The organism is Dictyobacter kobayashii (genome assembly GCF_003967555.1).
GTDB lineage: Bacteria > Chloroflexota > Ktedonobacteria > Ktedonobacterales > Ktedonobacteraceae > Dictyobacter > Dictyobacter kobayashii.
In genome coordinates, this window is sequence record NZ_BIFS01000001.1 from 5,507,718 (window position 1) to 5,530,929 (window position 23,212).

Below are 23,212 nucleotides of genomic sequence, written 5' to 3' on the forward strand. Positions count from 1 at the left end.
GCGCGAGGATGCGCTGGTGAGTGCTATGTTGCGCGGCTGAGCAGAAAAAGATGTGGGGCGCGTTGAATAGTGATACATGCTGCTTTCAATAGTTGATGAGAACGCGCATCGTCTTTGAGTCTGTGCGCTGTAGCGGATTATCCGCCACAAAGACAATGTCGTTACGATGACAATAATACAGGGTATTCCAGATGGCCATGGCCCGTTCGCGCCTGGGTTTATCCACTGACTTCTGGCGTGAGCGTAGCAGAGAACAGACCAGCGCAATCCCAATGCAGAGCAGTGCCAGGATGACATTCATAAACATGGCCATCTGATTGGATGGAGATGGATTGCTGGCTGCTGCATTATATGTAAACCAGGCCACAATACTGGTGCCGGGAGCCAGGATCGCCCCGAAGGTGATCAGGAGTAGTGTGCTGCAGCCATAGCGATGCTCTGGAAACGCCAGGCGTTCGCTTAAGGTGGTCTGATAGGGACTGGCAGGCATAGCATGAGTCAGACTTTCATTGGAAAGCGACTTTATTCCATCTTTTGTATAGAGCTGGTATAACTGGTTGCCTGCTATAATGGCGCTGACCTTCTGTACGGCATCGACCTGTCCACAGAGAGGACAACGCACGAGTGTCGACTGCATAGAATTCTATTCCTCATAGAAATGATATTGACATATATCTGAAGATACATAGGAAATACATAACGTTTCTTGTATTAAATGATAGCATATGTCCCCTACATTAAACAACGATGAGAGCGCGCGCTTTTGGTCTTCTATTATTTTTCATGAAGAGTTTTTCATTAACTTTTGAGGCCTCTGACGTATTTCCTGAGCGGATCTAGACATATTTGGTGCTATGCTGTAATGTGGTGAGTAGAAGACGCTCTATCCAGTGAGATTATATGAGCTGCCTGAACTGGATAGTCGTCGATCGAGTATGTCAGGTACTCTTCTTGCAATAGCGCAACAGAGTCCATACTCCTCACCCATTTTTTGGCTATTTTTGATCAACAGGAAAGGATAGATCGCGTTTCTTTCTTGCGCTGGAGGAGGAGAGGATTGCGTGCTACTTTGGCGACCCATGAGTGATCTTTCAGAAAAAGAAGCGTTGTATCCCGTTGCTCGTTCGTTGCGGCGTACGCTGGCGCTGGCCCGTCCGCTGTGGCTGTATATCTGCGTCTGGCTTGTGGCCATCTTAGCCTTGTTGAGTGGTGGCTTATTGCTGCTGGATGATGGTCTGGCCGCTATCTTTCCGCACGCTCCTATTTCGGCGGCCCCATTGATTTTGATTGGCGCCGCCTACCTGGCTTTTCAAGCCTGGTCGCGACCGAAGCCTTTGGATCTTTTTAAAGCCTTGATTGTGTGCGCCGCCTTTATCTTATGGGGTGTGGACCAGCTGCTGCCAGCTGGCACGCCCGCGACCGTTCTGGGCGATATCGTGATCACCCTCTATGTTATCGACCTGGGCTGGATGATCATTGAACGCCTGCGCCAGCCCCAGAGTCGACACGGTGAGTGGCCGTTGCCCGAGAGCGAGTGAGCGGCCCTTGTCGTATTTGTTGTGTGCAGAGAAATAAATCTACTCAGAGAGTATAAGCAAGGAAAGGATTTCGCCATGGCACGACCATTTTCTATCCAACGGCGCCTGGAACCTTCGTCTGGACGCGCTGGCCAGCTGCGGCAGGGGATTATCATCGAAGCTGTAGCGCTGCTCTGGATGGTGATTGAAGCGGGCGTTGCCCTCAGTAGCGGCATTAGCAGCCGCAGTGTCTCTCTGGAAGGTTTTGGTATTGATAGTATCATCGAGCTGATTGCCGGTGGTATCCTGCTCTGGCGCCTGTGGGTAGAGGTGGGTGGTGGCTCCGGCGAAGTTGTTGCGCAGGCCGAGCGGCGTGCCTCCTGGGTCACCGCCATCAGCTTATTTGCCCTGGCCGCCTATATCCTGATCGATAGCGCCATCAGCTTATTTACCCACAGCCGCCCAACCGTTTCCTGGTGGGGACTCGGCATCGCCAGCGCGGCCGCGCTCATCATGCCGCTACTCTGGCAAAGCAAGCTGCGCATCGCCCGCCGCATCGGTAGCGCGGCCCTCAAGGCCGATGCCGCCTGCAGCGTAACCTGCGCCTATATGTCGCTCACCCTGCTGCTTGGCCTCTTGCTAAACGCCATCTTCGGCTGGTGGTGGGCCGATCCCCTGGCCGCCCTCCTGCTCATCTACTTCATCGTGCGCGAAGGACGCGAAGCCTGGCACGCCGCCCGCACCGGCGAGGCCTGCGGTTGTGGCTGCGACGACGATTGAAGAATAAGTTGATATTGTAGAGCAGGTGTGCACCTGCTCTACAATATCAACTTATTATTTGTTTTTAGATGTGGATGTCGCAGTTGACCAGGCTGGTCTGGATTGGGGGCGGGACTTCGGCGAGCGGGTTGCCATAAAGTTGCAGATGCTCGAGTATGTTGAGCCGGGCGATGTCGTCAGGGAGTGTAACAAGGGCGTTCTGCATTACATTCAGGGTGTGCAAATGCCGCAGGTTCCCGAGTTGGGCGGCAGCATTTGCAGGCGATTATTGGCCAGTTGCAGATCGCGTAATTGTGTAAGCTGGCCTAGCTCGGTTGGTAGCTCGCGCAGTTGATTGGTGGTCAGGTTTAATTCTTCCAGTTGCTGCCAGCCTGCTACGGTGGCTGGTAGCTCTGTCAGGCGATTGTTGTTCAGGCGCAACATGCGTAGCTTGCTCCATTGTCCAACCTCAGGGGGTAGGGACGAGAGCCGATTCTTATGGCCATAGAGCTGCTGTAGCTCGGTCCATTGACCTGCTTCCGCGGGGAGCGTTTCTAGCTGGCTGTCGCTGATCACTAGCTCGCGCAACTGCTGCCAGCCTCCGATAGTGACGGGCAGGATGCGCAGCCGTGTACGCATCAGCTGTATCTTGTGGAGCTTCGACCAGCCTCCAACCTCGTCGGGCAGCGATTGCAGGGGATTGAAGGCCAGGTAGAGCACCTGAAGTTGTGACCAGTTGCCGACCTCGGGTGGGAGCGTCTGTAGCTGGTTGCGGCGTAGATCCAGCTCCTCTATACTGGTCCACCTGCCCACCTCCGCAGGTAGCAGCGGCAGGTTACAATTCTCCAGGGACAGGTGGCGCAGGCGTGGTAATTGGCCTATGGCGTGGGCCCAGGCCGTATCTCTGGCCTCCGTCTCGTCCATCCTCAGATCGTTTAAATAGAGCGTGCGCAGGCGTTTTAAGCGCGCCACCGCATAAGGAAATGCCCGTGTGGATGTCAGCAGAACCTGTAATTGTTTAAGCTCTCCCAGCCCCGTAGGCAGTTGCTGCAATGGATTGCCGGTCAGCGTGAGTTCTTTAAGGGTCGTCAGGGCACTGAGTTCCTCTGGCAGCATGGTCAGGCGGTTATTCTCTAGCCGCAACAGTCGCAGGCGTGTCAGCTGTCCGATGGTCGCGGGCATGGTTTGCAGCTGGTTCTGGTTCAGATAGAGTTCCTCCAGGCCCGTCAAATTCCCGATCTCGTCTGGCAGCGCCTGCAAACTGCACTCACGCAATGAGAGCTGGCGTAAAGCCTGCAGATTGCCTAGTCCGGCTGGAAGTTGTTGCAGCAGGTACAGTCCCACCGTCAACTCCTGAAGCTGCCTCAACTGCCAGAGTGTCTCTGGTAGGTGGGTACAGAGCCCATAACCGGAGAGCGAGAGCGAGCGCAACCGTGGCAAGCCAGCCAGCGACTGCGGCAGATTTGGAGGGACGCAACAAGCTAGCTGCAGACGGCGCAAGCGCTTGAGCCGCCCCATATCGTCGGGTAGCGTAATCGTCTCGCGTCCCCACAGGCGCAAATCTTCTATATGTCGTAGCTGATTCAGTTCAGCTGGAATAGTGAGTGTATCGGCCGTCAAATAAAGTGTAGTAAGATATGCAGCAGTCTCATCAAAATGAGCTATTACCTGTACGCCATCTTGTAGAAACGTCCACTCCCGCTCCACCACCTGTATTTCACTATCGATTGATATACCCATCTGCCGTAGCATCACCAACAGAATGTCTTGATCGCTTTGGGATTGAGCCATACGTGTCCTCTTTCACAACAATTTTGAGGGAATCATAAATGGATGCCAGCTTTATAGATTGAAATTTATTATAAAAACGCATTGTATCATGTTATTCTTGCATATGAGATTGGATAGGTAATTTGGAGTATATATTCCCTTAGTATTGTTTTTGCCCTGACGCTCTGGACACTGCCAGGTTCTCCCCCACTCATAGGCCTGGATTTTAGTGTACATAATAAAGAAGGTGCTCTAAAAATTGAAGCTTAGAGGTAGTAGTGATGAATAAGACGGATCGTTTGTTAGCGATTGTGCTGGAGTTGCAGCGCCGAGGGCGGCAGCGCGCCGAGGACCTGGCGGAGACGTTTGAGACCAGCAAGCGTACGATCTATCGTGATATTCTGGCTTTGTGTGAGGCCGGGGTTCCGATTATTTCTGTGCCTGGTCAGGGCTATTCGCTGATGAAGGGTTATTTTTTGCCGCCGCTCAGTTTTACGGCCGAGGAGGCGACGATGTTGCTCCTGGGCAGCCATTTTATGGCTAAGAACTTTGATGCCCAGTATCGCGCCGCAGCCGAGTCGGCGGCGCGCAAAATTGAGGGCGTGTTGCCCGAGACTTTGCGCGCCGATGTGCAATACTTGCAGAGCAATATCCGTTTCATTGGGCCGATCAATGCCCCCGATACCAGAGAGCATGAGACCCTGCAGCAATTGCGGCGCGCGCTACTTGATCGCAATACGATACGCTTTCGCTATCACACGCGCCACCGCAGTGACGAGCAGGATGCTTTCCGGACGCGCGAGGCCGATCCCTATGGGCTGGCGTATATTCTCAGTGCCTGGTACCTGGTTGCTTACTGTCACACGCGCCAGGATATTCGCAACTTTCGCCTCGATCGCATCGAGGAACTAGAATTGTTGCCGCGCACCTTCACGCGTCCCGCCAACGTACAGTTTAACCAGAGCGAGCGCGATCAGGAGCGAAATATTACTGTGCGCGTGCTGTTCGACAAGGAGATCGCCCGCTGGGTACGCGAGGGACGTTCCTTCTATGTCACCTCCGAAGAAGAGACCGCGGATGGTTTGCTGGTGACGCTGAGGATTCGCCATGAGCGCGAGATTCTCCAATGGCTGCTGAGCTGGGGGAGTCGCGTGAGGATTGTGGAACCCGCGTCACTGAGAGAGCGCATGGCCGCGGAGACGCGGGCCATGCTGCGTAATTATCAACCTGCCGACAGTCCGATCACGCACTGATGCTATGGGAGCTCAAGAATCCCTGGTGTGTCATGGTTTATTTTCCCCTTGCCTGCATCTATCTGTCAGGATTGTTGCGCGGGCGAGCGCAAGGCGCTGCCGAGGCTGACGGCACAGGCGATCATGGTGAGGAAGGCGAGTCCCATGGCGATAAGCGAGAAATTCCAGGGCGTCGTACCTATCTGGCCTTGCATGTAGAGTGCATGGTTCACCGGGTTGAGGATAAGCGTGTGGAGAACCAGCAGCACGACATTGATGAGCAGCACGCTACCCACGCTCACACAGGCTCCCAGGACCTGCGCGGGCCGTTGACCCATGATGCGGCCAGCACGTGTTGCCATTGCCCGTCCAAGTAGAATGTTGAGCAGCGTCAATGCAAGGAAGACGATGAAGAAGAGCAGGAAGGTGACGGGATGACGCACGAGCAGGCCGCCGAAGCCGCCAAGCGCGACCAGGAGCGCGACCACGATGAGTCCGGAGATTACCAGCATAGCGCGCTGTACCAGAGCAAATCCCAGGATGGCGCAGACGGCGACACCAGCGGCAAGCGCTGAGAGGTAGATGCCGTCGTAACTGAAGCGCAGCAGGGGCGATGCCGCGTAAGCGACCTGGGTGAGAGGGCTTGCGTCCTCGATCAAATACAGGTTGAGGCTGGCCACCAGTGAAACGACAAAGGCCAGCAGCGTTGCGGCAAGCGCCACCCACAGGCGCAGCGGGAAGTTTTGTGATGGGGTGTATGTAGCCATAGCTCGGGTTTTCTCCTTCAGAGCAGACCAGCGCTCCAAACAGGCAGTGATCAATAGGTCAGAGATCGTCTGCGACCAGAGCGGGACGAGGAAGGCCATCCCACGCCGTTGCAGCGCATCATTACAGCTATCGCGAAAGACTGCGGCCATGCGTGAACCATACTCACGTCGAAATGTTGCCGGATAGGCGTAGAGGAAGAGGGCATAGAGCCGCATTGAGAGTGCAAGCGCCTGGCGTACGCCTCGCTTGCTGGATGGAGGAGTTGCCATTACAGACCTCCTTCGAGGGTGGCTATTCCAGGACCGGCCAGTAGTTGTTGCGCCTCGGCTATGCGCACAAGGGCAGCCAGACGCTGTGCCTCAGCCCTGGCGACCCGCAAGCCAAAGGGGGTCAGCCGGTAGTAATGGCGTCGCTCATCATCAAGTTCAGGTACTGGCCGCTCATCAGATTCCTCGATCAGCCCATCCGTCAGCAGGCGCTTGAGCGAGCGGTAGAGCGTTCCTGGTCCCAGGTTAATCTTCCCATCGCTTCTGAGGGTCGTCTCCTGCATAATGCCATAGCCATGTCGCTCCCCCCCGCTGAGCGCCAGCAGTATATGAAAGATGGCAGGTGAGAGCGGCAGCAACGCTTCAGGATCGCTTACTGGTTGCTTCACAAGGAACTCCTTCCATGTTCTCCAGATAAATATCCAAACTGGATATATCCAAAATAATTATATCCAATATGGCTATAATAAAATAGAAAGCGAAGCTTGTCAAGAGAAAAACTTTTTCGCACTGCTTGTCTTTGACACCTTGCCCCAATACCGTTGAGGTAAGAAAAGCTCAAACATGCTGGTTGCTATCGAAACGACCTGGAGGAGGACAAGCTCCTCTACCGTTCATTGAGCAACCAGGCAACAAGAACGGCGATGCGCATAGGTTCGGCCCTGTAGGTGCGAGGCTTGCCCTCGCTTGCCGCCCCGGTAGGGCGGCCCGGTATCCTCACCATACAGTTGCGTGTCTGTGACACCTTGGTCCATGCAGTGCCCAAACACGGACGATGCTTTTGGGCACCGCGTGAGGAAAGGGTCATGCCACGGGGTACCTGAGCGCTGGGATACTGGGCCGCCCTACCGGGGCGGCAAGCGAGGGCAAGCCTCGCACCTACAGGGCCGAACCTATACAATGCGTTATTATTGTTGCTTTTGTTTTATTTTATGCGTGTGCAGGGGAGGGTGTCTCTTGTTCGGGTCGTCTCAACATCGTGAGGGCGGCCGGGATGCTGCAATGATAATCAGATCTATGTTTTCAAGCTGGCATAGTTTTTGATTATCATTGGAGGAGGGGGAGCTTACCTCTTCACGAGGTAAGCTCCGGGTGGGTTAGAAGGATGGGTAGGCGTTCTGGACAAGGATCTCGAATTCGGCTTCGAACCAGTGACCGGCGTCTGGTGCGTTGGGAAGGGCACCGGTCTTAACGGCCGAGTTGTAGCGGCTATTGCCAGTAGGATCGCACATGGCGTCGAACTGCTTGCCCTCGGGATCCGGCGTGGTCTGGGTCTTGTCGCTGGTGCCATCAGATTCACCAGGAGGCTTGATCCAGACGTAGGCGTCGAACCCGGGAGCGGGATTGGCGGTCGGGCGAGCCCCGATACCGGCGGCCTGGTTACACCAGTTGCCACGATCCAGTCGCTGGTCGATTTTGGTGGCGTTGACAAAGGTGTTCAGGTCGGTCGATGAGCTGGCCCCGCTCGGTCGGTTGGGACCACCCCAGCCGTTGCGTGAGGTGTCGATGAGCATGCCGATGCCGCTCGGGAAGCCCGCGGCGATAAAGGCGTTACGCATGTCGGTGTCGTAGGTGGCTTCGTCAATGTACTGGTTCCACTGGTAGAAGTTGGCGGAGCGCACCGGATTGCCACCGACCTGCTGGTTGGCGGTCATAAAGGGCTCTGTGGTTGGCGTGTAGTTTGCTGTATCACTGATAAAGCCATCCACACTGTTCACTCCGGCGCTTGTCCCCTTGATCACGTTGGTGATCAGGGTTACGGCAGGCTGGAAGTTGCTGGACCAGCCCAGCCAGCCAGAGTGGGAGATATCGATATAATTGTAGACGTTCGAGATGGCGTGTAGCTTGTTGAGGGCGTACTGGATGCCCTGAACGTAGGCGCCGCTGGAATTGGCCTCAGCACATTTCGGCACACTCAGGTTCGTGACCAGATTGGGCAGCGAGTCTGGCTCGATGATGGCGGAGATGCGCAGGTTGCTATACTTGGACTGGCTCAAAATGGAGGCAATCGGGTCGATATACTGTGATTTATAGAGGGCCAGGCCGTTGTTGGCCACAGACAGCTCGCCATTGGAGGCATAGGCCGAGCAGTCGCGGTCGGGCAGATCATAAATTACAATAGTAATGACCACTGGTTGACTGCTGCTACTGGCCTGCGCGACCGCTGCATCCAGGTGACCCGACAGCGTACGCGTGACGCCAGTGCCACCAGTGACCGCTGCGATACGGTCCAGCCAGACGGCCGTAGAGTTGTTGGCGACCTTCGCCATCTGAGCCCCGAGCGTGCCACCCTTCGCGGTGGCGGCCGTCGTTACCTCAGACGCCCAATCGGGATTGATATACCCCTGAGCTCCGGCATATGGATTATCCACATGTGTTCCCGGAGGGGTAGGAGTCGTCGTCGGCGTGGGGGTAGGAGTTGTGCCCGGTGTTGGCGTGGGTGTAGGCGGAATGGGAGTTGGGGTCGTGCCTGGAGTTGGCGTTGGTGGCACCGTGGTTGGCGTCGGCGTTGGAGACGTCGAGCCATTACAGGCATTGCCATTCACCGCGAAGTTGGTGGGAAGCGGATTGCTGCCCGACCAGCTGGCGTTGAAGCCAGGATTGGCCGTGCCATTGACCGCTACACTGCCATTGTAGTCCATGTTGGCCACCGCTACATTCTGACCGGACTGTGAAAAGGTGCCGTTCCAGCCCTGAGTCACCGACTGGCTGCTAGACGGAAAGCTAAAGGTAAGATTCCAGCTTGACCAGGCCGAAGGACTGGTATTCTGGACAACGATATTTCCGGTAAAGCCGCCGGGCCACTGATTAGATACTGTATAGGTCACCTGGCAGTACGAAGCTGCGTGCGTGACCCCGACCGGCCGGAAAATCCCAATAAAGAGACTACCAAGAATTAAGAGCGACAAAGCGCTACTGCGTAGGATCAGACTCCGAGGTCTGTTCGCCAGGAGGACACTTCGCAGTGTGTCCTTCGCGATATAATGCATACTTACCCTCCTTCGGGAGCACTAAAGAGGATAACCAGGATGATTATTCCTCTCTTCTATCTTTAAACAAGTGTAGAATGCACCAGGAGAGTAAACAAGCAAAATATACTTCAATAAGTGTTCAATAATATGTCACCAAAACATCAGGAGGCACAACTGCACCTCCCGATGTTTTGGTGACATGCCTGTCCTGTTCTTCGTGCGACATATTTCCCTCTTTGTTGCATAAGTAACAAGAGACAAGAATTGATGCTTGCCCTGTGTTCAAGTCCAGGCTACACTGTCTATTGTAACAAGTTGATGCCTTTGCAACAAAGTGTCGCTAAGATAGACAGAAAAGGGGAATTTCCTATGAGAGTTTTCGTTACTGGCGCGACCGGATTTATCGGCTCTGCCATCGTCCGTGAGTTGATCGAGGCCGGGCACCAGGTTCTCGGCCTGGCGCGTTCAGATGCGGCGGCTGCATCACTCGCCTCTGTCGGCGCGGAGGTGCACCGTGGCTCGCTTGATGATCTCGACAGCCTGCGCAGCGGCGCGGCCGCGTCTGACGGCGTGATTCATACCGCCTTCATACACGATTGGTCCGATTTTATGCGGGCCGCTGAAACGGATTTGCATGCCATCGAGACGATCGGGGCGGTCCTCGCAGGCTCCGACAGGCCATTCGTGGTTACCTCAGGGATACTCATGCTCGCGATGCTGGGGCGCCTTGTGACGGAAGAGGATGTGTCTGACCCCGCAGTGCCCCGGATCGCGTCTGAGAACGCGGCGATCGCGCTGGCTGAGCGTGGGGTGCGCTCATCGATTGTGCGACTCCCACCGTCTGTTCATGGCGAGGGCGATCACGGTTTTGTCCCGACCCTCATCAATATTGCTCGCGCGAAGGGCGTGTCGGCGTATCCGGGCGAGGGATCGAATCGCTGGCCTGCCGTGCATCGACTCGATGCGGCCCGTCTGTTCCGCCTGGCGCTGGAAAGCGCGCCGGCTGGCTCACGACTGCACGCGGTTGCCGAGGAAGGGATGCCGGTGCGCGAGATCGCAGGCGTCATTGGTCGTCGCCTCGACGTTCCAGTTGTTTCTGTGCCTGTCGAGGAAGCGGGCGAACACTTCGGCTTCCTTGGAAACTTTTTCTCCATGGACAGTACGGCATCGAGCGCGCTGACCCAACAGCGGTTGGGGTGGCGCCCCGTACAATCCGGCCTTCTGGCGGATCTCGACCAGGAGTACTACTTCAAGCACGAGCGATAATGTCCAGGTAGATGCCACGAAGCAGGAGCGACGACACGAGCCTGTTGTCGTGGTTGGGTGAGGGCCTCCCGATTTCATCAGGGAGGCCCAGGAGACGGATAAACTTCTAGCACAAGGAGGAAGCACATGACTGAGATAAATGACTTTAAGGAGTGGGATCGCCAGCTCATCGAAGCGTTTCGTGCCAATGGGGGCAACGTTGGCGGTCAATTCGCTGGCGTTCCCTTGCTTCTGCTGACGACGACGGGAGCAAAAAGTGGTCAACAGCGTATCAGCCCGCTGGTGTATTTGCCCGAAGGCGATCACATCTACGTTTTCGCCGGCAATAGGGGCGCGCCAACCAATCCCCATTGGTATCACAACCTGGTTGCGCATCCTGATGTGACGGTTGAGGTCGGCACCGAAAAGTTCGAGGCCAGAGCCACCGTTGTCGAAAGCACTGAGTGGGACCGCCTCGGTCGCATCCAGTTACAAAGGTTGCCTGGTCTCGCTGAGCTTCAGGCGAAGATCACGCGCAAGGTCCCTGTTGTTTTGCTGGAACGCAAGAAGTAAAGAGCGCGTCTACCTGAGAAAAGAAGGGACCTGTAGATTCTAACGGCATCATGGCAGGAATTGTAGAAGTCCTGCCATGGTGATATTTTACGTAGCTCTGTCCCTATAGAGAGGCGAGGGCGCGGTCGATGCGAGGTAGGGTGCGCTCAGGGCCTAGTATCTCGATCATCTGGAAGAGGGGCGGTGTGGCTTTGCGGCCGCTAACCGCGACACGAGCCGCGCCAAAGAGCTGGCCTGGTTTGAGCCCCATCTCCGCCATCAGGGCGCGTAACCGCTCCTCGATGACGCTGGCCTCCCAGGTGTCCAGGCCGGCGAGCAGGTCGCGCGTGCGTTGCAGGGCCTGTCTGGTACTCTCGGCGTCCATGCCTTTCTGGATCAAAGGCGTCTCGTACTCCCAATCCTCGGTGTAGAAGTAGGAGATGGCGTGTGTGGCCTCGCCCAGCGTGCGCAGGCGCTCCTGTTCCAGGCTCAGCACGCGCTGGGTATAGGCGTGATCGAGAGGACGCCGAATAGTGTCTGGCAGACCGCCCTCGGACTCGGGCCGCTCCAGGAAGGGCAGCGTGCGCCGGGTCAGCTCTTCAAGCGAGAGCTTGCGAATATAGACGCCATTCATCCAGGCCAGCTTCTCCGCGTCATAGATGGCTCCCGACACGCTGATGCGCTCCAGGGTGAAGAGTTGCACTAGCTCCTCACGCGTAAAGAACTCGGTTTTATCATCATAGGACCAGCCGATCAGGGCCAGGAAATTGACGACCGCCTCGGGCAGGAAGCCTTGCTGCTGTAGCTCCTTCCAGGAAGGTGCACCATGCCGCTTGCTGAGCTTGCGCCGGTCTTTGCCCAGCACATCGGGCGCATGATAGAGCAGGGGCATCTCCCAGCCCAGTGCCTTCCAGATCTGGACGTGGAGCGGCGCGCTGGAGATCCACTCCTCGGCCCGGATCATGTGGGTGATCTCCATCAGGTGATCGTCCACGGCATGGGCCAGGTGATAGGTGGGGAGTCCGTTCGATTTGAGCAGGATCGCATCATCGATATCGGCGTTCTTGAAGGTCATGTCGCCGCGCAGCTCATCGTGGACGACCGTCTCACCCTCCGTGGCATGGCGAAGCGCACGGTCCAGCGCGGGTTCGCGGCCTCGCAGGCTGCGCGCTCTTGTGCCGTAAGGTAGCGGCAACGATGATCATAGCGTGGCGGCAGCTTCTGGGCCTGCTGCTCCTTACGCATGGCATCCAGGCGCTCAGGCGTACAATAGCAACGATAGGCCTGCCCCGACGCGATCAACTGGTCGGCATACTGTTGATAGAGGGCTCTGCGCTCGGTCTGATAATATGGACCATAATCACCACCCACGCCAGGACCTTCATCGAAGTCGATCCCCAGCCACTGCATCCCCTCTGTCAGGAACTCGACCGCACCCTCGACTGTGCGCAAGGTATCGGTATCTTCGATCCTCAGGATAAATGTCCCGCCTGTCTTGCGGGCATAAAGCCAGTTGAAAAGCGCCGTGCGATAGCCGCCGATATGCATGAATCCGGTCGGGCTGGGAGCGAAACGCACGCGTGGCTTCTTCTTGACCTCTACATTCTGCTCCTCTATTTGATGATCTGCCTGTAGCATAACACACCTTTTTTCTACAAATTTGCGCATATGGAGCTATTTTAACATAGTGGGTAAACCTGCAGAAGTAGTGAAGAGCTTTTTATAAGTATGGTAAATTATGTAATAAAATACCGGTTGGATGATATTTTATTTTTAATGGAGCAGGCTGAGAATGAGAAAGTTTGAACCGTCTGTGAAGGGTGCTGAATCGACGTTGTTTCCAGGGCTGCGGCGGCCATATATTTTTGCGCATCAGGGTGGGGAGCTGCTGGCGCCAACGAATACGATGGCGGCCTTCGCGGTCGCGGATGCCATTGGGGGCGTGGATTTTCTGGATGTGGATGTCCATATGACGCGGGATGGGCATATCGTGGGCATCCATGATGCGACGGTGGATCGCACGACCAATGGGCAGGGGCGCGTGGATAGCTTTACGCTGGCGGAACTGCAGCAGTTGGATGCCGGCTATCACTTTCAGGACCTGCAGGGCCAGTATAGCTATCGCGGCAAAGGCGTCTATATCCCGGCGCTGGAAGAGGTTTTCCAGGCCTATGGCTCTAAATATTATCTGCACTTCGAGGTCAAGGATGCCTATCCAAAGCAGGGACCGTCGCAGATCGAGGAGAAACTGTGGGCCTTGATCCAGAAGTATCAGATGGAGCGGCGCGTGATCGTGTCGTCCTTTCTGCAGTCGGTGGTGTCGCGTTTTCAGACCTTGAGCGGTGGCCGTGTAGTGACCGGCGGCGGACGCACAGAGGTGACAAACTTTGTCCTGGCCCATAAAGCGCGCCTGCCCTGGCTCTATCGTCGCCGCTCGATGGTGCTCTCGCTTCCCGATGCCCATAGTGGCGTCAATCTCAAGGACCCCGTCTTGTTCCAGGGAGCGCGGCGCAAAGGGATAGAGCTCTACTATTGGACCATCGATGAGCCGGGCCTGATGCGCCAGTTGATCGAGATGGGGGTCGATGGGCTCTTCACCAATCGCCCCGACCTGTTGAAGGCGTTGCTGATCGAGATGGGACTGCGCTAGGCGACGCCGCGAATAAAGCGTACGGTGATTGTGCCGATGGCGCAATAGACGATCGACATGCCAAAGAGTACCTGGTAGCCCAGCACTGGCTGGCCGGCACGCGCAAAGGTGTCCAGCAGCGGGCCACCGAGGACTGGCGCGATCACCTGCGAGAGCGAGAGCGCGACGTTCCAGACGCCCATGTCGCGGGCATAGTTGCGTTTCGAGGGCAGGGTATCGGCGACCAGCGCCCAGTCGACACTCTGGTAGGCGCCATAGCCCAGCCCGAAGACGGCCCCGGCCGCGAGCACCAGCGGGAGCGAGTGGGTCAGCACAAAGACGACACCCACCACCGCCATCAACGCGCCCGAGATATAGACCAGGCGTTTGCGTCCGAAGTGGTCCGAGACCCAACCGGCCCCGAAGGCGCTGCCCAGGCTGGTTAGTGATACAACGATCAAGAAATTGGTGGTGGCCTGCTCAGGATGTGGTACGCGCACGACATCGCGCATGTAGTATTGCAGGAACGCCTGAATGGTGAAGATGCCGAGCATCATAATCAGGCGCGTCGCCAGCACCCAGGCGAAATCGGGATCGCGGCGCGGCCGAAAATCGAAGAGGCGCAGGATGCCGATGGTTAAGATGATCTCGATGAGCACCTGCTCAATGTCGCCACTGATGACCAGCCCGCCTGGATGCCAGCTATTCCAGAGTGTCATTAGTCCCCAGACCAGCACGGCAATGGCCACTACGCCGCTAATTGTGCGCGTCGCCGGCAAGGCCAGCCAGCCCAATCTTCGTGGCCGCTGATCGGCCAGCGGTCCGGATTTGATGATTGGAGTCACAGGCTTTTCACGGACAAAGATCATGGTAATCAAGAGGAAGATTAGCAAGATAGCGATGATAATGCCGTAGGTCAACCAGAGTCCCTGGCTATAGCGAGCCATAGGTTGGGACGAATCGATGAAGTGGCCGGCGATCAGGACGCCGCCGACGTTGCCCGCGATCACCAGCAAGCCGATCACGCCCGAGGTCAGGCCGCGCTGCCCGGGCGGCACGATATCCGGTAGTAGCGCATGATAAGGGGCCTGGGCCGCATTATTGACGAACTGTGTCAGCGCATAAGCGATGGCTAGCGAGAGCACATCGCGTGCCGTTGCCATCCAGCACAGAGCCGCCACCGTTCCCAGCGTCCCCAGCAAAATATACGGGCGGCGCCGCCCCAGCACCGCCAGCCGCCCCTGCATACGATCGCTCAGCCAACCAAATAAGGGATTCGCAAACAGCGAGACAAACGCGCCCGGAATCAACACAAAGGCCAGAGCCGTCCCCTTATCCAGGTCCCCCACCATCTTAAAGATCTGGCTAGGCAGAACAATCGTACTGATGGCCGCCCATTGAAAATTCAGCGCCAGGGCAAAAATACTGATCGCTAGAATACGTGTCCAATGGAGCCGTGGGAGTTCCGCCTCCGAGCCAGGCTGCGCATCCTGTTCAGGGACCTCCTGCTTAATAGTCGCCATGGGGCTCCTGCCTTTCTTACAATCTTATAGTGCAGGCTGCACTTTCTTAATTCTGGCATAGATCTGATCCGCCTTCAACAGAGATGGACCATTCTCTTCATATACTTGCTTTACGCTCATCTAGATGCATACCTGCCCCATTCTCCTGCTTCCCCGTGCCCATATCTCGCCAGTGGTACTAATCCTTCCTGAATTGCCTGGTATTGGCGGACTATGCTGTATTATAATATTGAAGGCGATTTATTCTTTGTTGAATGTTTAATATGCCAGGTAGCCTGGTCGCCCAACGGAAAATATCCGTCAGAAGAAGCAATAATAAAAAATGTTATGTGGCTATGTGTTTCAATGAATAATAATATTATTGTTTATTTTTCGAGCATGGGAGTTAAAAGCGGGGAAGAGCCCCGCACGTACATGGGGGCTGGTTGCGAAACGTCATAATCGATTGATATTTAAACATATTGGAAGGTTTTTATGGCTGCAATCGAGTGTGTTGAGTTGACGAAAATGTATGAGCAGCGGACGGCGTTGCGGGACCTGTCGTTGACGATTGAGCGTGGGCAGTCCTTTGGGTTGTTGGGTGAGAATGGGGCGGGTAAATCGACGTTTGTGCGTCTGCTGATGGGCTTTATTTTTCCTACGTCGGGTCAGTTGCAGGTATTGGGTAAGACAAAGGTGGCCCAGGCCCACACGGCTATCGGCTATGTGCATGAGCGGACGCTCTTTGAGCCGCGCATCTCTGGTCGGCGCTATCTGGTCCATCTGGGGAGGCTGGCGGGCGTACAGGGGAGCGTCGGTTTGAAACATATCGATGCGCTGTTGGAGCGCGTGCACCTGCAGGATGTCGCTCAGCGGCCGGTTGGTAGCTATTCCAAGGGCATGCAGCAGCGGCTGGCGATTGCCCAGGCGTTGCTGACCGATCCCGAGCTATTGATCCTGGATGAGCCAACCAGCGGCCTGGACCCGCGTAGCCAGTGGGAGATTCGCCAGCTAATCCAGGGCCTGCGCCAGGAGGGCAAGACGATCCTGCTCTGCTCGCACTACCTGACCGAGGTTGAGGCCCTGTGCGATACCATTGGCATCCTGCGGCGTGGCCACATGATCCTCTCAGGGGCCGTGTCCGACCTGGTTAGCTCGAAGAATGTGGTCGAGATTACCATTGCTGAACAGTTGGACGCCCGCGAGACGCTGGTCCGGCTAGAGGTACCCATGCAGGCAATCCTGGACACGCACGGCAATACCTGCAAAGTGCGAGGCGAGTCTCAGGCTGAGATCCTGGAGAAACTCGTCCTGGCCCATGTGCCACTGCTCTCCTTGCAGCCTCTGAATCAATCATTGGAAGAAGTCTATGTCCAGGCTACAGAGCAGGCCGATGCCGCGGCTATCGCCCAGCCCGCGCCTGTGGCGTCAGGAGGAAAGTAAGCCATGCAAACTTCACTACCACAGCCTGAGCAGCGCAAGCAAGCTTCCAGCCCGAGCTGGCTTAATAGCCAGAGCCTGCAGGTCGCCCGTTTTACCCTCTACAGTTATAGTCGCAGCGGCTGGATCTTGTTGGACATCGTCCTGGTCTGGTTGATCCACCAGCTCTTCTTTTCCTCCCCCCAACTGACGTCGGCCCAATTTTTCGGCGTAGCGATTCCCGCTTTAAGTGCCGAGGCTATATTCAGCACACTGATCCTGACCCGGCGCGCCATGAAGGCCAACCTCTACCTGCCCCTGGCGCGCCTCACAACGCGCTCAACCTATCTCAATGGTATCATCCTTGCTACCTGCGCACTTCGTATCGCATGCTATCTCTTATTACTGCTCTTCACGACCGCGCTACCCGCCAACTGGTCATACCTGCTCAGTAGCAGCCCGAGCGTGCTCCTGATCTCTATTCTCTGTGCCTTGCTCACGATTGCCTTCTCAAATCCCCTCGCCACCACGACCGCGCGCATCATTTTTCTACTCTGGATCGTCCTGGTGCTCTGGAGCAACTTCACGCAAACGAGCGGTTTCGTCCAATACCTTAAAATTTTCCAGCTCCCCCTGCAACCCGTCGCCGCAAGCTACCAGATCGTCCTCAGCGGCACCATCGGTGCCTGGGGCTGGGTCGGCTTAGGGATTATAATACTCTACATAGCCATTACTATTGCCGTCGCCACCTACTGGTTCTCCAAAAGAGACCTGCACCTGACCTAGCGCGCCTACCTTTTATGGCCATGCTTTCCGGTTAAGTAGCAGCAACAAGAATCATATATATGATGGATGAATATCTTCTTGAGGAAGGAAAAATTGTGACTGATCAGCCAACAAATATACGCTTTATTAATCCACCGGCCATCGCGCCTGCGCCGGGCTATACCCATGTCGTCGAGGTAACGCGCGGGCGCACCATCTATATCGCGGGTCAGATCGCGCTTGACCAGGCAGGCAATGTCGTCGGTCCCCATGATTTTCGGGCACAAACCCGGCAGGTCTTTGAAAATCTCAAGGCCGCGCTTGCCGCGGTTGGAGCGGATTTCACGCACGTAGTCAAGCTGAACATGTACGTTGTGGATATCTCTCAACTCCTGGCGCTACGCGAGGTTCGCGACAGCTATGTGAACACCGTTAATCCACCCGCAAGCACCCTCGTTGAAGTACGAAAACTGGCCCGCGAGGAGCTCTTGATCGAGATCGAAGCGGTCGCCCATCTGCCTGAACAATAGAAAATCTCTACTCCTGCTAGAAAAAGGATCAACAGATGTTGACCTATCACAGCACCGAGCAACCATGGACGATGATATTCGGGCATCGCGTATCGTACAAAAAAACATCCCATGAAACGCGAAAACATCCCGTATATAAAACGGTCCATGAAACACGAAAACGCCCTGTAGGCGGCACAGGATTACGGCCTTATCGAAACGAAAAGCGATCAACCCAGCAGCAGTGCGGCCTTGGGCGTGCCGCTCCGTTGGCGTACGACCCGCTACGCCATGGAGCCCAATAGTGACGGCTTTCGACTCCCTCGTAGCGGTTACCGATTTGTGGTGAAGTGGAACGACGATATCAGGTACCTTGAACGTGTTTTAGGAGCCGATCGTACGCCAACAGTGCGGCACGCCCAAGGCCGCACTGCTGCTTTTCTACGCTTGAAGGTGGTTAAAAGGCCGCAGTGCTGTGCCGCCTACGGGGCGTTATCGTGTTGGGGGAAGGTGTAATGGGATATTAACTGTACTATAATTATAGAGGAATTGTATTTTTTTTAAATATTGTTGGCAAGCAGTGAATTGTATATGCAGGAGCGAGCATGGATGTTGTAGGTCTCTTTAATCTGGCTGGGAATATTTGTCTGGGTGTGGTTCTGGTTGGATTTGTGGTTGAGGGTATCGGGTATGCATTGATCCGCTATTGGAAGAAGTATCGTTGGGCGGCCAACTATTATTCGGTCTTGCTGGCGGTGCTGCCATTTAGCTCGACCATGTACATTAATCGTTCATGGACCTGGCTGTGTTTAGGCGAGTTTGAGCGCACGCTGGCTGATTGTGCGCGGGCCATCCAGCTAAATGGTAAGGCAGCTATGGCCTATAACAATCGTGCGGCTGCCTATGTGGGTTTAAAGAGATATCAGGATGCGGTTTGGGCGGCCCGGCAGGCTATCCAACTCGATAATACATTGTGGTCAGCATATTATAACCGTGGTTGCGCATTACACAGCTTAAATGCCTGCGAACTGGCTTTCAAAGACTTTGATCTGTGTATTGAACAGCGGCCAAATCTTCCCGATCAGTATTTTGCGCGCGCTAATAGTTCTCTTCAACTCCAACAATATGATCGTGCTATCCAGGACTATACAAGGTGTATTGAACTGAGATCTTGGGCCTGGAATGCTTACCACAATCGATCATATGCTTATATGGCTATATATGATGTAGAGCGAGGATGTGCTGATATTGCCAGAAGTTGCGAACTCCATCCACAGGCGTTAATCCATCGTTTGTGTAAGGCATGGTATGAACTTTGCCTTGAGCCCAGGATAACTTCAGCCAGACTAGAAGAATTCGCTTCTTTAGCCGCTCTCGAAGTTGGCAATGAATATTATCGCTATTTATATCAAGGTATGTTGTACTGGCTAAGGGAAGAGTATGAAAAGGCGCTGCAACAGTTTGAATTGGGTATAGAAAATGAACATTACCATAACGAGAACTGTTATTTATGGTCTGGAATGTCGCTGGCCGCGCTGGGACGCTATGAAGAGGCGACCAGGGCCATCGATTATGCGTTGGAACAAGGCGTGCCGCGCTTCTTCCTCAAAGCCCTGGCTCTATTAAAGGCGGAGCACGCCGAATTTGTGGCGCAGTATCAGCCTATGTAGATACAAGCACTCATGGTGCTATAGGTGGCAGCGGCTGGCCTAATGGTAGAAACCCTTATATTTTGTTGCTTTATTAGTGGATGGCCGTTGGTGCATAAATATTTTTGTTTTACTTAATAAGTATACAATGACGATTACCGACCATATCACATTCCCTGAAAAGGGTGTGGTGCCATTGTGCTGCATCAGCAACAAAACGTTGATGGTACCGAAATGTAGCAGGTATACGATGCTTAGAAAAAATCCCCAGCGCGCCAGTGAATATAATCCATAGGCAATAAATAAACCTAGCAAGAGAGTGAAAATCAGGGGTAATAACTAATTTCTTATTTTATGGGTAGATAGAGACACTTCATGGTAAAATACAGCCATGAAATTGAGCCAGAGGAAGTACGTGCTGGCGAACGAAGGCCTGCAAGGTTAAACACCGGGCGGCACAGATGAAAGCCTGTAGTGAGAAGCAGATGGAGGAAGATGACGTATGGCGCTCGTCGTCCGTGGCTATAAAACTGAACTCAAGCTCAACAATGCGCAACGGACTGCCTGCCTCAAGCATGCGGGTGCTGCCCGCTATGCGTACAATTGGGGCCTGCACCGCTATCAAGAAGAGCGGGAGGCCGGGCGGAAAGCGCCCAACGCGATGAGCCTACATAAAGAACTCAATGCCCTCAAGCAAACAGAACTGCCCTGGATGTATGAAGTCAGCAAGGCTGCGCCTCAAGAAAGTTTGCGTGATCTGGAGAAAGCGTTTCGCAACTTCTGGAAGCGCTGCCAAAAGAAGAAGCAGGGGACGTTTCGTGGCAAACTCGGCTTTCCGCGCTACAAGTCGAAAAAGCACGGCATTGGCAGTTTCCGCTTGACTGGCGGTTTTGAGAATCCTTGCACTGTAGAGATTTGATCGTTTACATTTTGCCAATTGGACAGCAAGGATAACAATAGGAGCACCAGTGAGCCAAAAAGATAGAATGCGGCGATTAAGACGATCCCCAGTGGAACGTGCTCTTTGGATGACAATGATTGATTTGTCGATGTTTGCATAATAGCTTACCCCTTAATTTCGATCTTTTAAGAAATTCAACACTGTACGATTGAAGGCAACTTCATAAAAAATGCTTGTACCACTGACCTCCGCATGGCCAGAATCGAAATGCTGCATTATATGTGTCATCCTTATCCTCTATAAAATGTTGCTGCTTATCGTAGTAAAAGCAAATGAGAATTTAAATAGCTATCTAATTAATTATATTACAATAGATAGTTATTTATAGCAATTTTGCTTATGTGAAGACTTTACCACTTAATGCGGCAAAAAAATAAGCTGGCAAAGAATATGGTAAGCAAAATCATCCAGGATCGATCTTTGCGGTTTGTTGCTTGGGGTTTGTTGCTTTTGGGGTTCCATTAGGAGAGGGTTGTGTTGTTTGAAATTGCGAGTTATACTAGTAACCACTATAGTGGTTACTAGTTATGGAGCGCTTTATGACGACAGTTGATCTTTTGCAACAGCTTGGGTTGAATAAATACGAGGCGGAGGCTTACTATACGTTGCTGACGCGAGGGGCGTTGACGGGATATGAGGTGGGGAAGTATTCGCAGGTGCCGGGTTCACGTAGCTATGAGGTGCTGGAGCGCCTGCTGGAGAAGGGCCTGGCCCTGGTTCAGCCGGGCGAGCCGCCGCGCTATATGGCCCAGGACCCGCAGGTGGTCTTTGCGCGCTTCCGCGCTTCGATGGAGTCGACCCTGACAACGTTGACGACGGCGCTGGCCGCCCTGGCCCGCGCTGATAGTCGGGGCGAGTTCTGGGTGGTGCGCGGTCAGCAGCATATCCTGGCGCAGGCAGAGACCTTGATCTCACAGGCGCAGACCAGCCTCGATCTGATCATCCCTATGCATCATGAACTGGCGGCAACCCTGGACCAGGCACGGGCACGTGGCTGCCGCATCTTCCATGCTCCGATCGATATACAGGACGACAATGTTGTCCTGTTGATAAGAGACGAGCGGGAAGCACTGGTCGGGACCCTGATCCCACATGAATCCTGTCAGGCTGTATTGAGCTCTAATCAGGCTCTACTGGAAACTCTGCGTGGCTATTTTCTCTACCGGCAGTCGCCCGGCTGGCAGCCTGCGGAAGTGGCCGCGGCATCTACCCGGCAGCAGGATGTGGCGTGGATGGATTGGGAGGCCCGCAAGCAGCGGCAGTTGCGCGGCATCAGTGGTGGAAATCGGGTTGCGTAGTCTTTTGTTACGTCATTAAGAGGAAAGGATATCCCATTATGTCATATGATATTCGAGACCTGGCCCTGGCCGAGCGTGGCCAGCAGCGGATCGATTGGGCGGCGCGCCATATGCCGGTGCTGCGCCAGGTTCGCGATGAATTCGCGGCCGCAAAACCATTTCAGGGGCGGCGCATCGCTGCCTCCTTGCACATCACGACCGAGACCGCAGTGCTGCTCTACGCCCTGCAGGCCGGTGGCGCCGAGCTCGCGTTATGCGCCTCGAATCCGCTCTCGACGCGTGATGATGTCTGCGCGGCCCTGGTCGCGCGTGGCATTGCGGTCTATGCTCAGTACGGCGAGGACCTGCCCACTTATCAGCGCCACCTGGAGCAGACGCTGGCCATTCAGCCCCACCTGGTGATGGATGATGGGGCTGATCTCATTGCCGCCCTGCATAATCGTCCTGGGGATAACACGGTGCTGGCCGGGATCGAGGAGACCACGACCGGCGTGGTGCGGGTCAGGGCTATGGCCGACCAGAAGGTGCTGCGCTTTCCTGTAGTCGCGGTCAATGATACCCCAACCAAGCGCTACTTCGACAATCGCTATGGCACGGGCCAGAACACCATCGACGGTATCCTGCGCGCCACCAATGTGCTGCTGGCGGGTGCGACCTTTGTGGTGGCTGGCTATGGATGGTGTGGTCGCGGCATCGCCATGCGCGCCCGTGGCATGGGGGCGCGCGTCATTGTCAGCGAGATCAATGCCACGCGTGCCCTGGAGGCGATCATGGATGGATTCCAGGTGCTGCCGATGCATGAAGCGGCTCCCCTGGGGGACATCTTTGTTACCGCGACCGGCATGGCGGGCGTGATTCGCCGCGAGCACTTCCTGACCATGAAGGACGGAGCTATCCTGGCCAATTCAGGGCATTTCGATATCGAAGTCGATACAGCCGGCCTGCGTGATCTGGCAGTCGGCGAGGCGCAGCTGCGTGAGCACATGACGGAATTCGAGCTCCCCCACCAGCGCAAAGTCTACCTGCTGGGCCAGGGACGCCTGATCGGTCAGGCGGCCGCCGAGGCCAGCCCGGCCGCCATCATGGACCTCAGCTTTGCCGACCAGGCGCTCTCCACACGCTATCTGCTGGAAGCCTATCAGCAGCTTGATCCGAAGGTCTATGACGTGCCATCCGAGATCGACGAGCGCGTAGCTGCCCTCAAACTGCGTGCCCTGGGCGTACAACTGGACACGCTCAATCAGGATCAGCTGGCCTATCAACACTCCTGGCAAATGGGGACGGTCTAAGCATCCAGGGTGTTCATTGACACCTTTGTAGCATCCTGGTAAATGAACACCTTGCATCTTGTTCACTCCTGCGATACGCTGAAGCCATGTACTGTTTGCTTGCTTGGCAG

Annotated in this window: 20 protein-coding genes and 2 pseudogenes; 13 read left to right on the forward strand and 9 right to left on the reverse strand. The window is 55.2% G+C overall.

Annotated features, from left to right (window positions below; genetic code table 11):
- Positions 1-85: 85 nt before the first annotated feature.
- A complete protein-coding gene (locus tag EL645_RS24365) occupies positions 86-637 on the reverse strand; it encodes a hypothetical protein (RefSeq protein WP_126553046.1) in 552 nt (183 codons plus the stop codon).
- Between the two features lie 424 nt (positions 638-1,061).
- On the opposite strand from EL645_RS24365, the gene EL645_RS24370 reads away from it, so the two are divergent.
- Together EL645_RS24370 and EL645_RS24375 are read left to right on the forward strand one after the other, a co-directional pair.
- The gene (locus tag EL645_RS24370) at positions 1,062-1,538 is read left to right on the forward strand and encodes a hypothetical protein (RefSeq protein WP_136625282.1); all 477 of its coding nucleotides are present in this window, start codon (positions 1,062-1,064) and stop codon (positions 1,536-1,538) included.
- A 75-nt stretch (positions 1,539-1,613) separates the two neighbouring features.
- Positions 1,614-2,297 (forward strand): cation efflux transmembrane domain-containing protein, encoded by a 684-nt coding sequence (locus EL645_RS24375; RefSeq protein WP_126553050.1) that lies wholly within the window; start codon positions 1,614-1,616, stop codon positions 2,295-2,297.
- Between the two features lie 210 nt (positions 2,298-2,507).
- On the opposite strand, the gene EL645_RS24380 is transcribed toward EL645_RS24375, so the two are convergent.
- Positions 2,508-4,067 (reverse strand): leucine-rich repeat domain-containing protein, encoded by a 1,560-nt coding sequence (locus EL645_RS24380; RefSeq protein ID WP_126553052.1) that lies wholly within the window; start codon positions 4,065-4,067, stop codon positions 2,508-2,510.
- A 260-nt stretch (positions 4,068-4,327) separates the two neighbouring features.
- On the opposite strand from EL645_RS24380, the gene EL645_RS24385 reads away from it, so the two are divergent.
- Complete coding sequence (locus EL645_RS24385) at positions 4,328-5,299, forward strand: helix-turn-helix transcriptional regulator (protein ID WP_126553054.1); 972 nt, start codon at positions 4,328-4,330, stop codon at positions 5,297-5,299.
- Between the two features lie 65 nt (positions 5,300-5,364).
- Here EL645_RS24385 and EL645_RS24390 read toward each other — a convergent pair whose 3' ends face one another.
- The 4 genes from EL645_RS24390 to EL645_RS24400 form a co-directional block, all read right to left on the reverse strand.
- A complete protein-coding gene (locus tag EL645_RS24390) occupies positions 5,365-6,315 on the reverse strand; it encodes a hypothetical protein (protein WP_126553056.1) in 951 nt (316 codons plus the stop codon).
- A complete protein-coding gene (locus EL645_RS24395; RefSeq protein WP_126553058.1) occupies positions 6,315-6,701 on the reverse strand; it encodes a PadR family transcriptional regulator in 387 nt (128 codons plus the stop codon). Before EL645_RS24395 ends, EL645_RS24390 begins: the two co-directional genes overlap by 1 nt.
- A gap of 218 nt (positions 6,702-6,919) precedes the next feature.
- Positions 6,920-7,057 (reverse strand): hypothetical protein, encoded by a 138-nt coding sequence (locus tag EL645_RS39535; RefSeq protein ID WP_161977654.1) that lies wholly within the window; start codon positions 7,055-7,057, stop codon positions 6,920-6,922.
- Positions 7,058-7,409: 352 nt separating this feature from the next.
- Positions 7,410-9,302: a glycoside hydrolase family 6 protein gene (locus tag EL645_RS24400; RefSeq protein WP_126553060.1), complete on the reverse strand. Its 1,893-nt coding sequence runs from the start codon at positions 9,300-9,302 to the stop codon at positions 7,410-7,412.
- A gap of 351 nt (positions 9,303-9,653) precedes the next feature.
- Between EL645_RS24400 and EL645_RS24405 the strand changes: the two genes are divergently transcribed.
- Together EL645_RS24405 and EL645_RS24410 are read left to right on the forward strand one after the other, a co-directional pair.
- Positions 9,654-10,550 carry an SDR family oxidoreductase gene (locus EL645_RS24405; protein WP_126553062.1) on the forward strand — a complete coding sequence of 299 codons (897 nt, stop codon included), beginning with the start codon at positions 9,654-9,656 and terminating at the stop codon, positions 10,548-10,550.
- A 126-nt stretch (positions 10,551-10,676) separates the two neighbouring features.
- On the forward strand, positions 10,677-11,102 hold the full coding sequence (locus tag EL645_RS24410) for a nitroreductase family deazaflavin-dependent oxidoreductase (protein WP_126553064.1): 426 nt from the start codon (positions 10,677-10,679) through the stop codon (positions 11,100-11,102).
- Positions 11,103-11,205: 103 nt separating this feature from the next.
- Here the strand turns inward: EL645_RS24410 and gltX are convergent.
- Positions 11,206-12,749 (reverse strand): annotated as a pseudogene (gene gltX, locus EL645_RS45705) (glutamate--tRNA ligase).
- Positions 12,750-12,873: 124 nt separating this feature from the next.
- Here gltX and EL645_RS24420 point away from each other — a divergent pair.
- Positions 12,874-13,731, forward strand: a complete 858-nt coding sequence (locus EL645_RS24420) for a glycerophosphodiester phosphodiesterase family protein (RefSeq protein WP_126553066.1) — start codon at positions 12,874-12,876, stop codon at positions 13,729-13,731.
- On the opposite strand, the gene EL645_RS24425 is transcribed toward EL645_RS24420, so the two are convergent.
- Positions 13,728-15,233 (reverse strand): MFS transporter, encoded by a 1,506-nt coding sequence (locus EL645_RS24425; protein ID WP_126553068.1) that lies wholly within the window; start codon positions 15,231-15,233, stop codon positions 13,728-13,730. The two genes, EL645_RS24420 and EL645_RS24425, sit on opposite strands and share 4 nt — an antisense overlap.
- Positions 15,234-15,707: 474 nt before the next feature.
- Here EL645_RS24425 and EL645_RS24430 point away from each other — a divergent pair, with 474 nt between their 5' ends.
- The 5 genes from EL645_RS24430 to EL645_RS24450 all read left to right on the forward strand — a co-directional run bounded on the left by EL645_RS24430 (position 15,708) and on the right by EL645_RS24450 (position 20,473).
- Positions 15,708-16,655: an ABC transporter ATP-binding protein gene (locus tag EL645_RS24430; RefSeq protein ID WP_126553070.1), complete on the forward strand. Its 948-nt coding sequence runs from the start codon at positions 15,708-15,710 to the stop codon at positions 16,653-16,655.
- 3 nt (positions 16,656-16,658) lie between these two features.
- Positions 16,659-17,417, forward strand: a complete 759-nt coding sequence (locus tag EL645_RS24435) for a hypothetical protein (RefSeq protein ID WP_126553072.1) — start codon at positions 16,659-16,661, stop codon at positions 17,415-17,417.
- Positions 17,418-17,512: 95 nt separating this feature from the next.
- Entirely contained in the window at positions 17,513-17,926 is a 414-nt protein-coding gene (locus tag EL645_RS24440; protein WP_218031992.1) for a RidA family protein, read from the forward strand.
- Between the two features lie 584 nt (positions 17,927-18,510).
- A complete protein-coding gene (locus EL645_RS24445) occupies positions 18,511-19,575 on the forward strand; it encodes a tetratricopeptide repeat protein (protein WP_126553074.1) in 1,065 nt (354 codons plus the stop codon).
- 481 nt (positions 19,576-20,056) lie between these two features.
- Positions 20,057-20,473, forward strand: coding sequence for a helix-turn-helix domain-containing protein (locus EL645_RS24450; protein ID WP_126553076.1), 417 nt, complete (start codon positions 20,057-20,059; stop codon positions 20,471-20,473).
- Here EL645_RS24450 and EL645_RS45710 read toward each other — a convergent pair.
- Positions 20,468-20,605, reverse strand: a pseudogene (locus EL645_RS45710) (hypothetical protein); the annotation flags it as partial. The gene EL645_RS24450 and the pseudogene EL645_RS45710 overlap by 6 nt on opposite strands.
- A gap of 449 nt (positions 20,606-21,054) precedes the next feature.
- Between EL645_RS45710 and EL645_RS24455 the strand changes: the two are divergent.
- Both EL645_RS24455 and EL645_RS24460 read left to right on the forward strand, forming a co-directional pair.
- Entirely contained in the window at positions 21,055-21,813 is a 759-nt protein-coding gene (locus tag EL645_RS24455; RefSeq protein WP_161977655.1) for a TrmB family transcriptional regulator, read from the forward strand.
- Positions 21,814-21,851: 38 nt separating this feature from the next.
- Positions 21,852-23,102, forward strand: a complete 1,251-nt coding sequence (locus EL645_RS24460; RefSeq protein ID WP_126554354.1) for an adenosylhomocysteinase — start codon at positions 21,852-21,854, stop codon at positions 23,100-23,102.
- Positions 23,103-23,212: the final 110 nt, after the last annotated feature.

What these genes read in the sequence shown, in the direction of transcription:
- EL645_RS24455 (WP_161977655.1), top strand. Translation starts at nt 21,055, where the DNA reads ATGACGACAGTTGATCTTTTGCAACAGCTTGGGTTGAATAAATACGAG.
- EL645_RS24425 (WP_126553068.1), bottom strand. Translation starts at nt 15,233, where the DNA reads ATGGCGACTATTAAGCAGGAGGTCCCTGAACAGGATGCGCAGCCTGGC.
- EL645_RS24405 (WP_126553062.1), top strand. Translation starts at nt 9,654, where the DNA reads ATGAGAGTTTTCGTTACTGGCGCGACCGGATTTATCGGCTCTGCCATC.
- EL645_RS24385 (WP_126553054.1), top strand. Translation starts at nt 4,328, where the DNA reads ATGAATAAGACGGATCGTTTGTTAGCGATTGTGCTGGAGTTGCAGCGC.
- EL645_RS24375 (WP_126553050.1), top strand. Translation starts at nt 1,614, where the DNA reads ATGGCACGACCATTTTCTATCCAACGGCGCCTGGAACCTTCGTCTGGA.
- EL645_RS24420 (WP_126553066.1), top strand. Translation starts at nt 12,874, where the DNA reads ATGAGAAAGTTTGAACCGTCTGTGAAGGGTGCTGAATCGACGTTGTTT.
- EL645_RS24390 (WP_126553056.1), bottom strand. Translation starts at nt 6,315, where the DNA reads ATGGCAACTCCTCCATCCAGCAAGCGAGGCGTACGCCAGGCGCTTGCA.
- EL645_RS24460 (WP_126554354.1), top strand. Translation starts at nt 21,852, where the DNA reads ATGTCATATGATATTCGAGACCTGGCCCTGGCCGAGCGTGGCCAGCAG.
- EL645_RS24430 (WP_126553070.1), top strand. Translation starts at nt 15,708, where the DNA reads ATGGCTGCAATCGAGTGTGTTGAGTTGACGAAAATGTATGAGCAGCGG.
- EL645_RS24450 (WP_126553076.1), top strand. Translation starts at nt 20,057, where the DNA reads ATGGCGCTCGTCGTCCGTGGCTATAAAACTGAACTCAAGCTCAACAAT.
- EL645_RS24400 (WP_126553060.1), bottom strand. Translation starts at nt 9,302, where the DNA reads ATGCATTATATCGCGAAGGACACACTGCGAAGTGTCCTCCTGGCGAAC.
- EL645_RS24380 (WP_126553052.1), bottom strand. Translation starts at nt 4,067, where the DNA reads ATGGCTCAATCCCAAAGCGATCAAGACATTCTGTTGGTGATGCTACGG.
- EL645_RS24445 (WP_126553074.1), top strand. Translation starts at nt 18,511, where the DNA reads ATGGATGTTGTAGGTCTCTTTAATCTGGCTGGGAATATTTGTCTGGGT.
- EL645_RS24435 (WP_126553072.1), top strand. Translation starts at nt 16,659, where the DNA reads ATGCAAACTTCACTACCACAGCCTGAGCAGCGCAAGCAAGCTTCCAGC.
- EL645_RS24410 (WP_126553064.1), top strand. Translation starts at nt 10,677, where the DNA reads ATGACTGAGATAAATGACTTTAAGGAGTGGGATCGCCAGCTCATCGAA.
- EL645_RS24365 (WP_126553046.1), bottom strand. Translation starts at nt 637, where the DNA reads ATGCAGTCGACACTCGTGCGTTGTCCTCTCTGTGGACAGGTCGATGCC.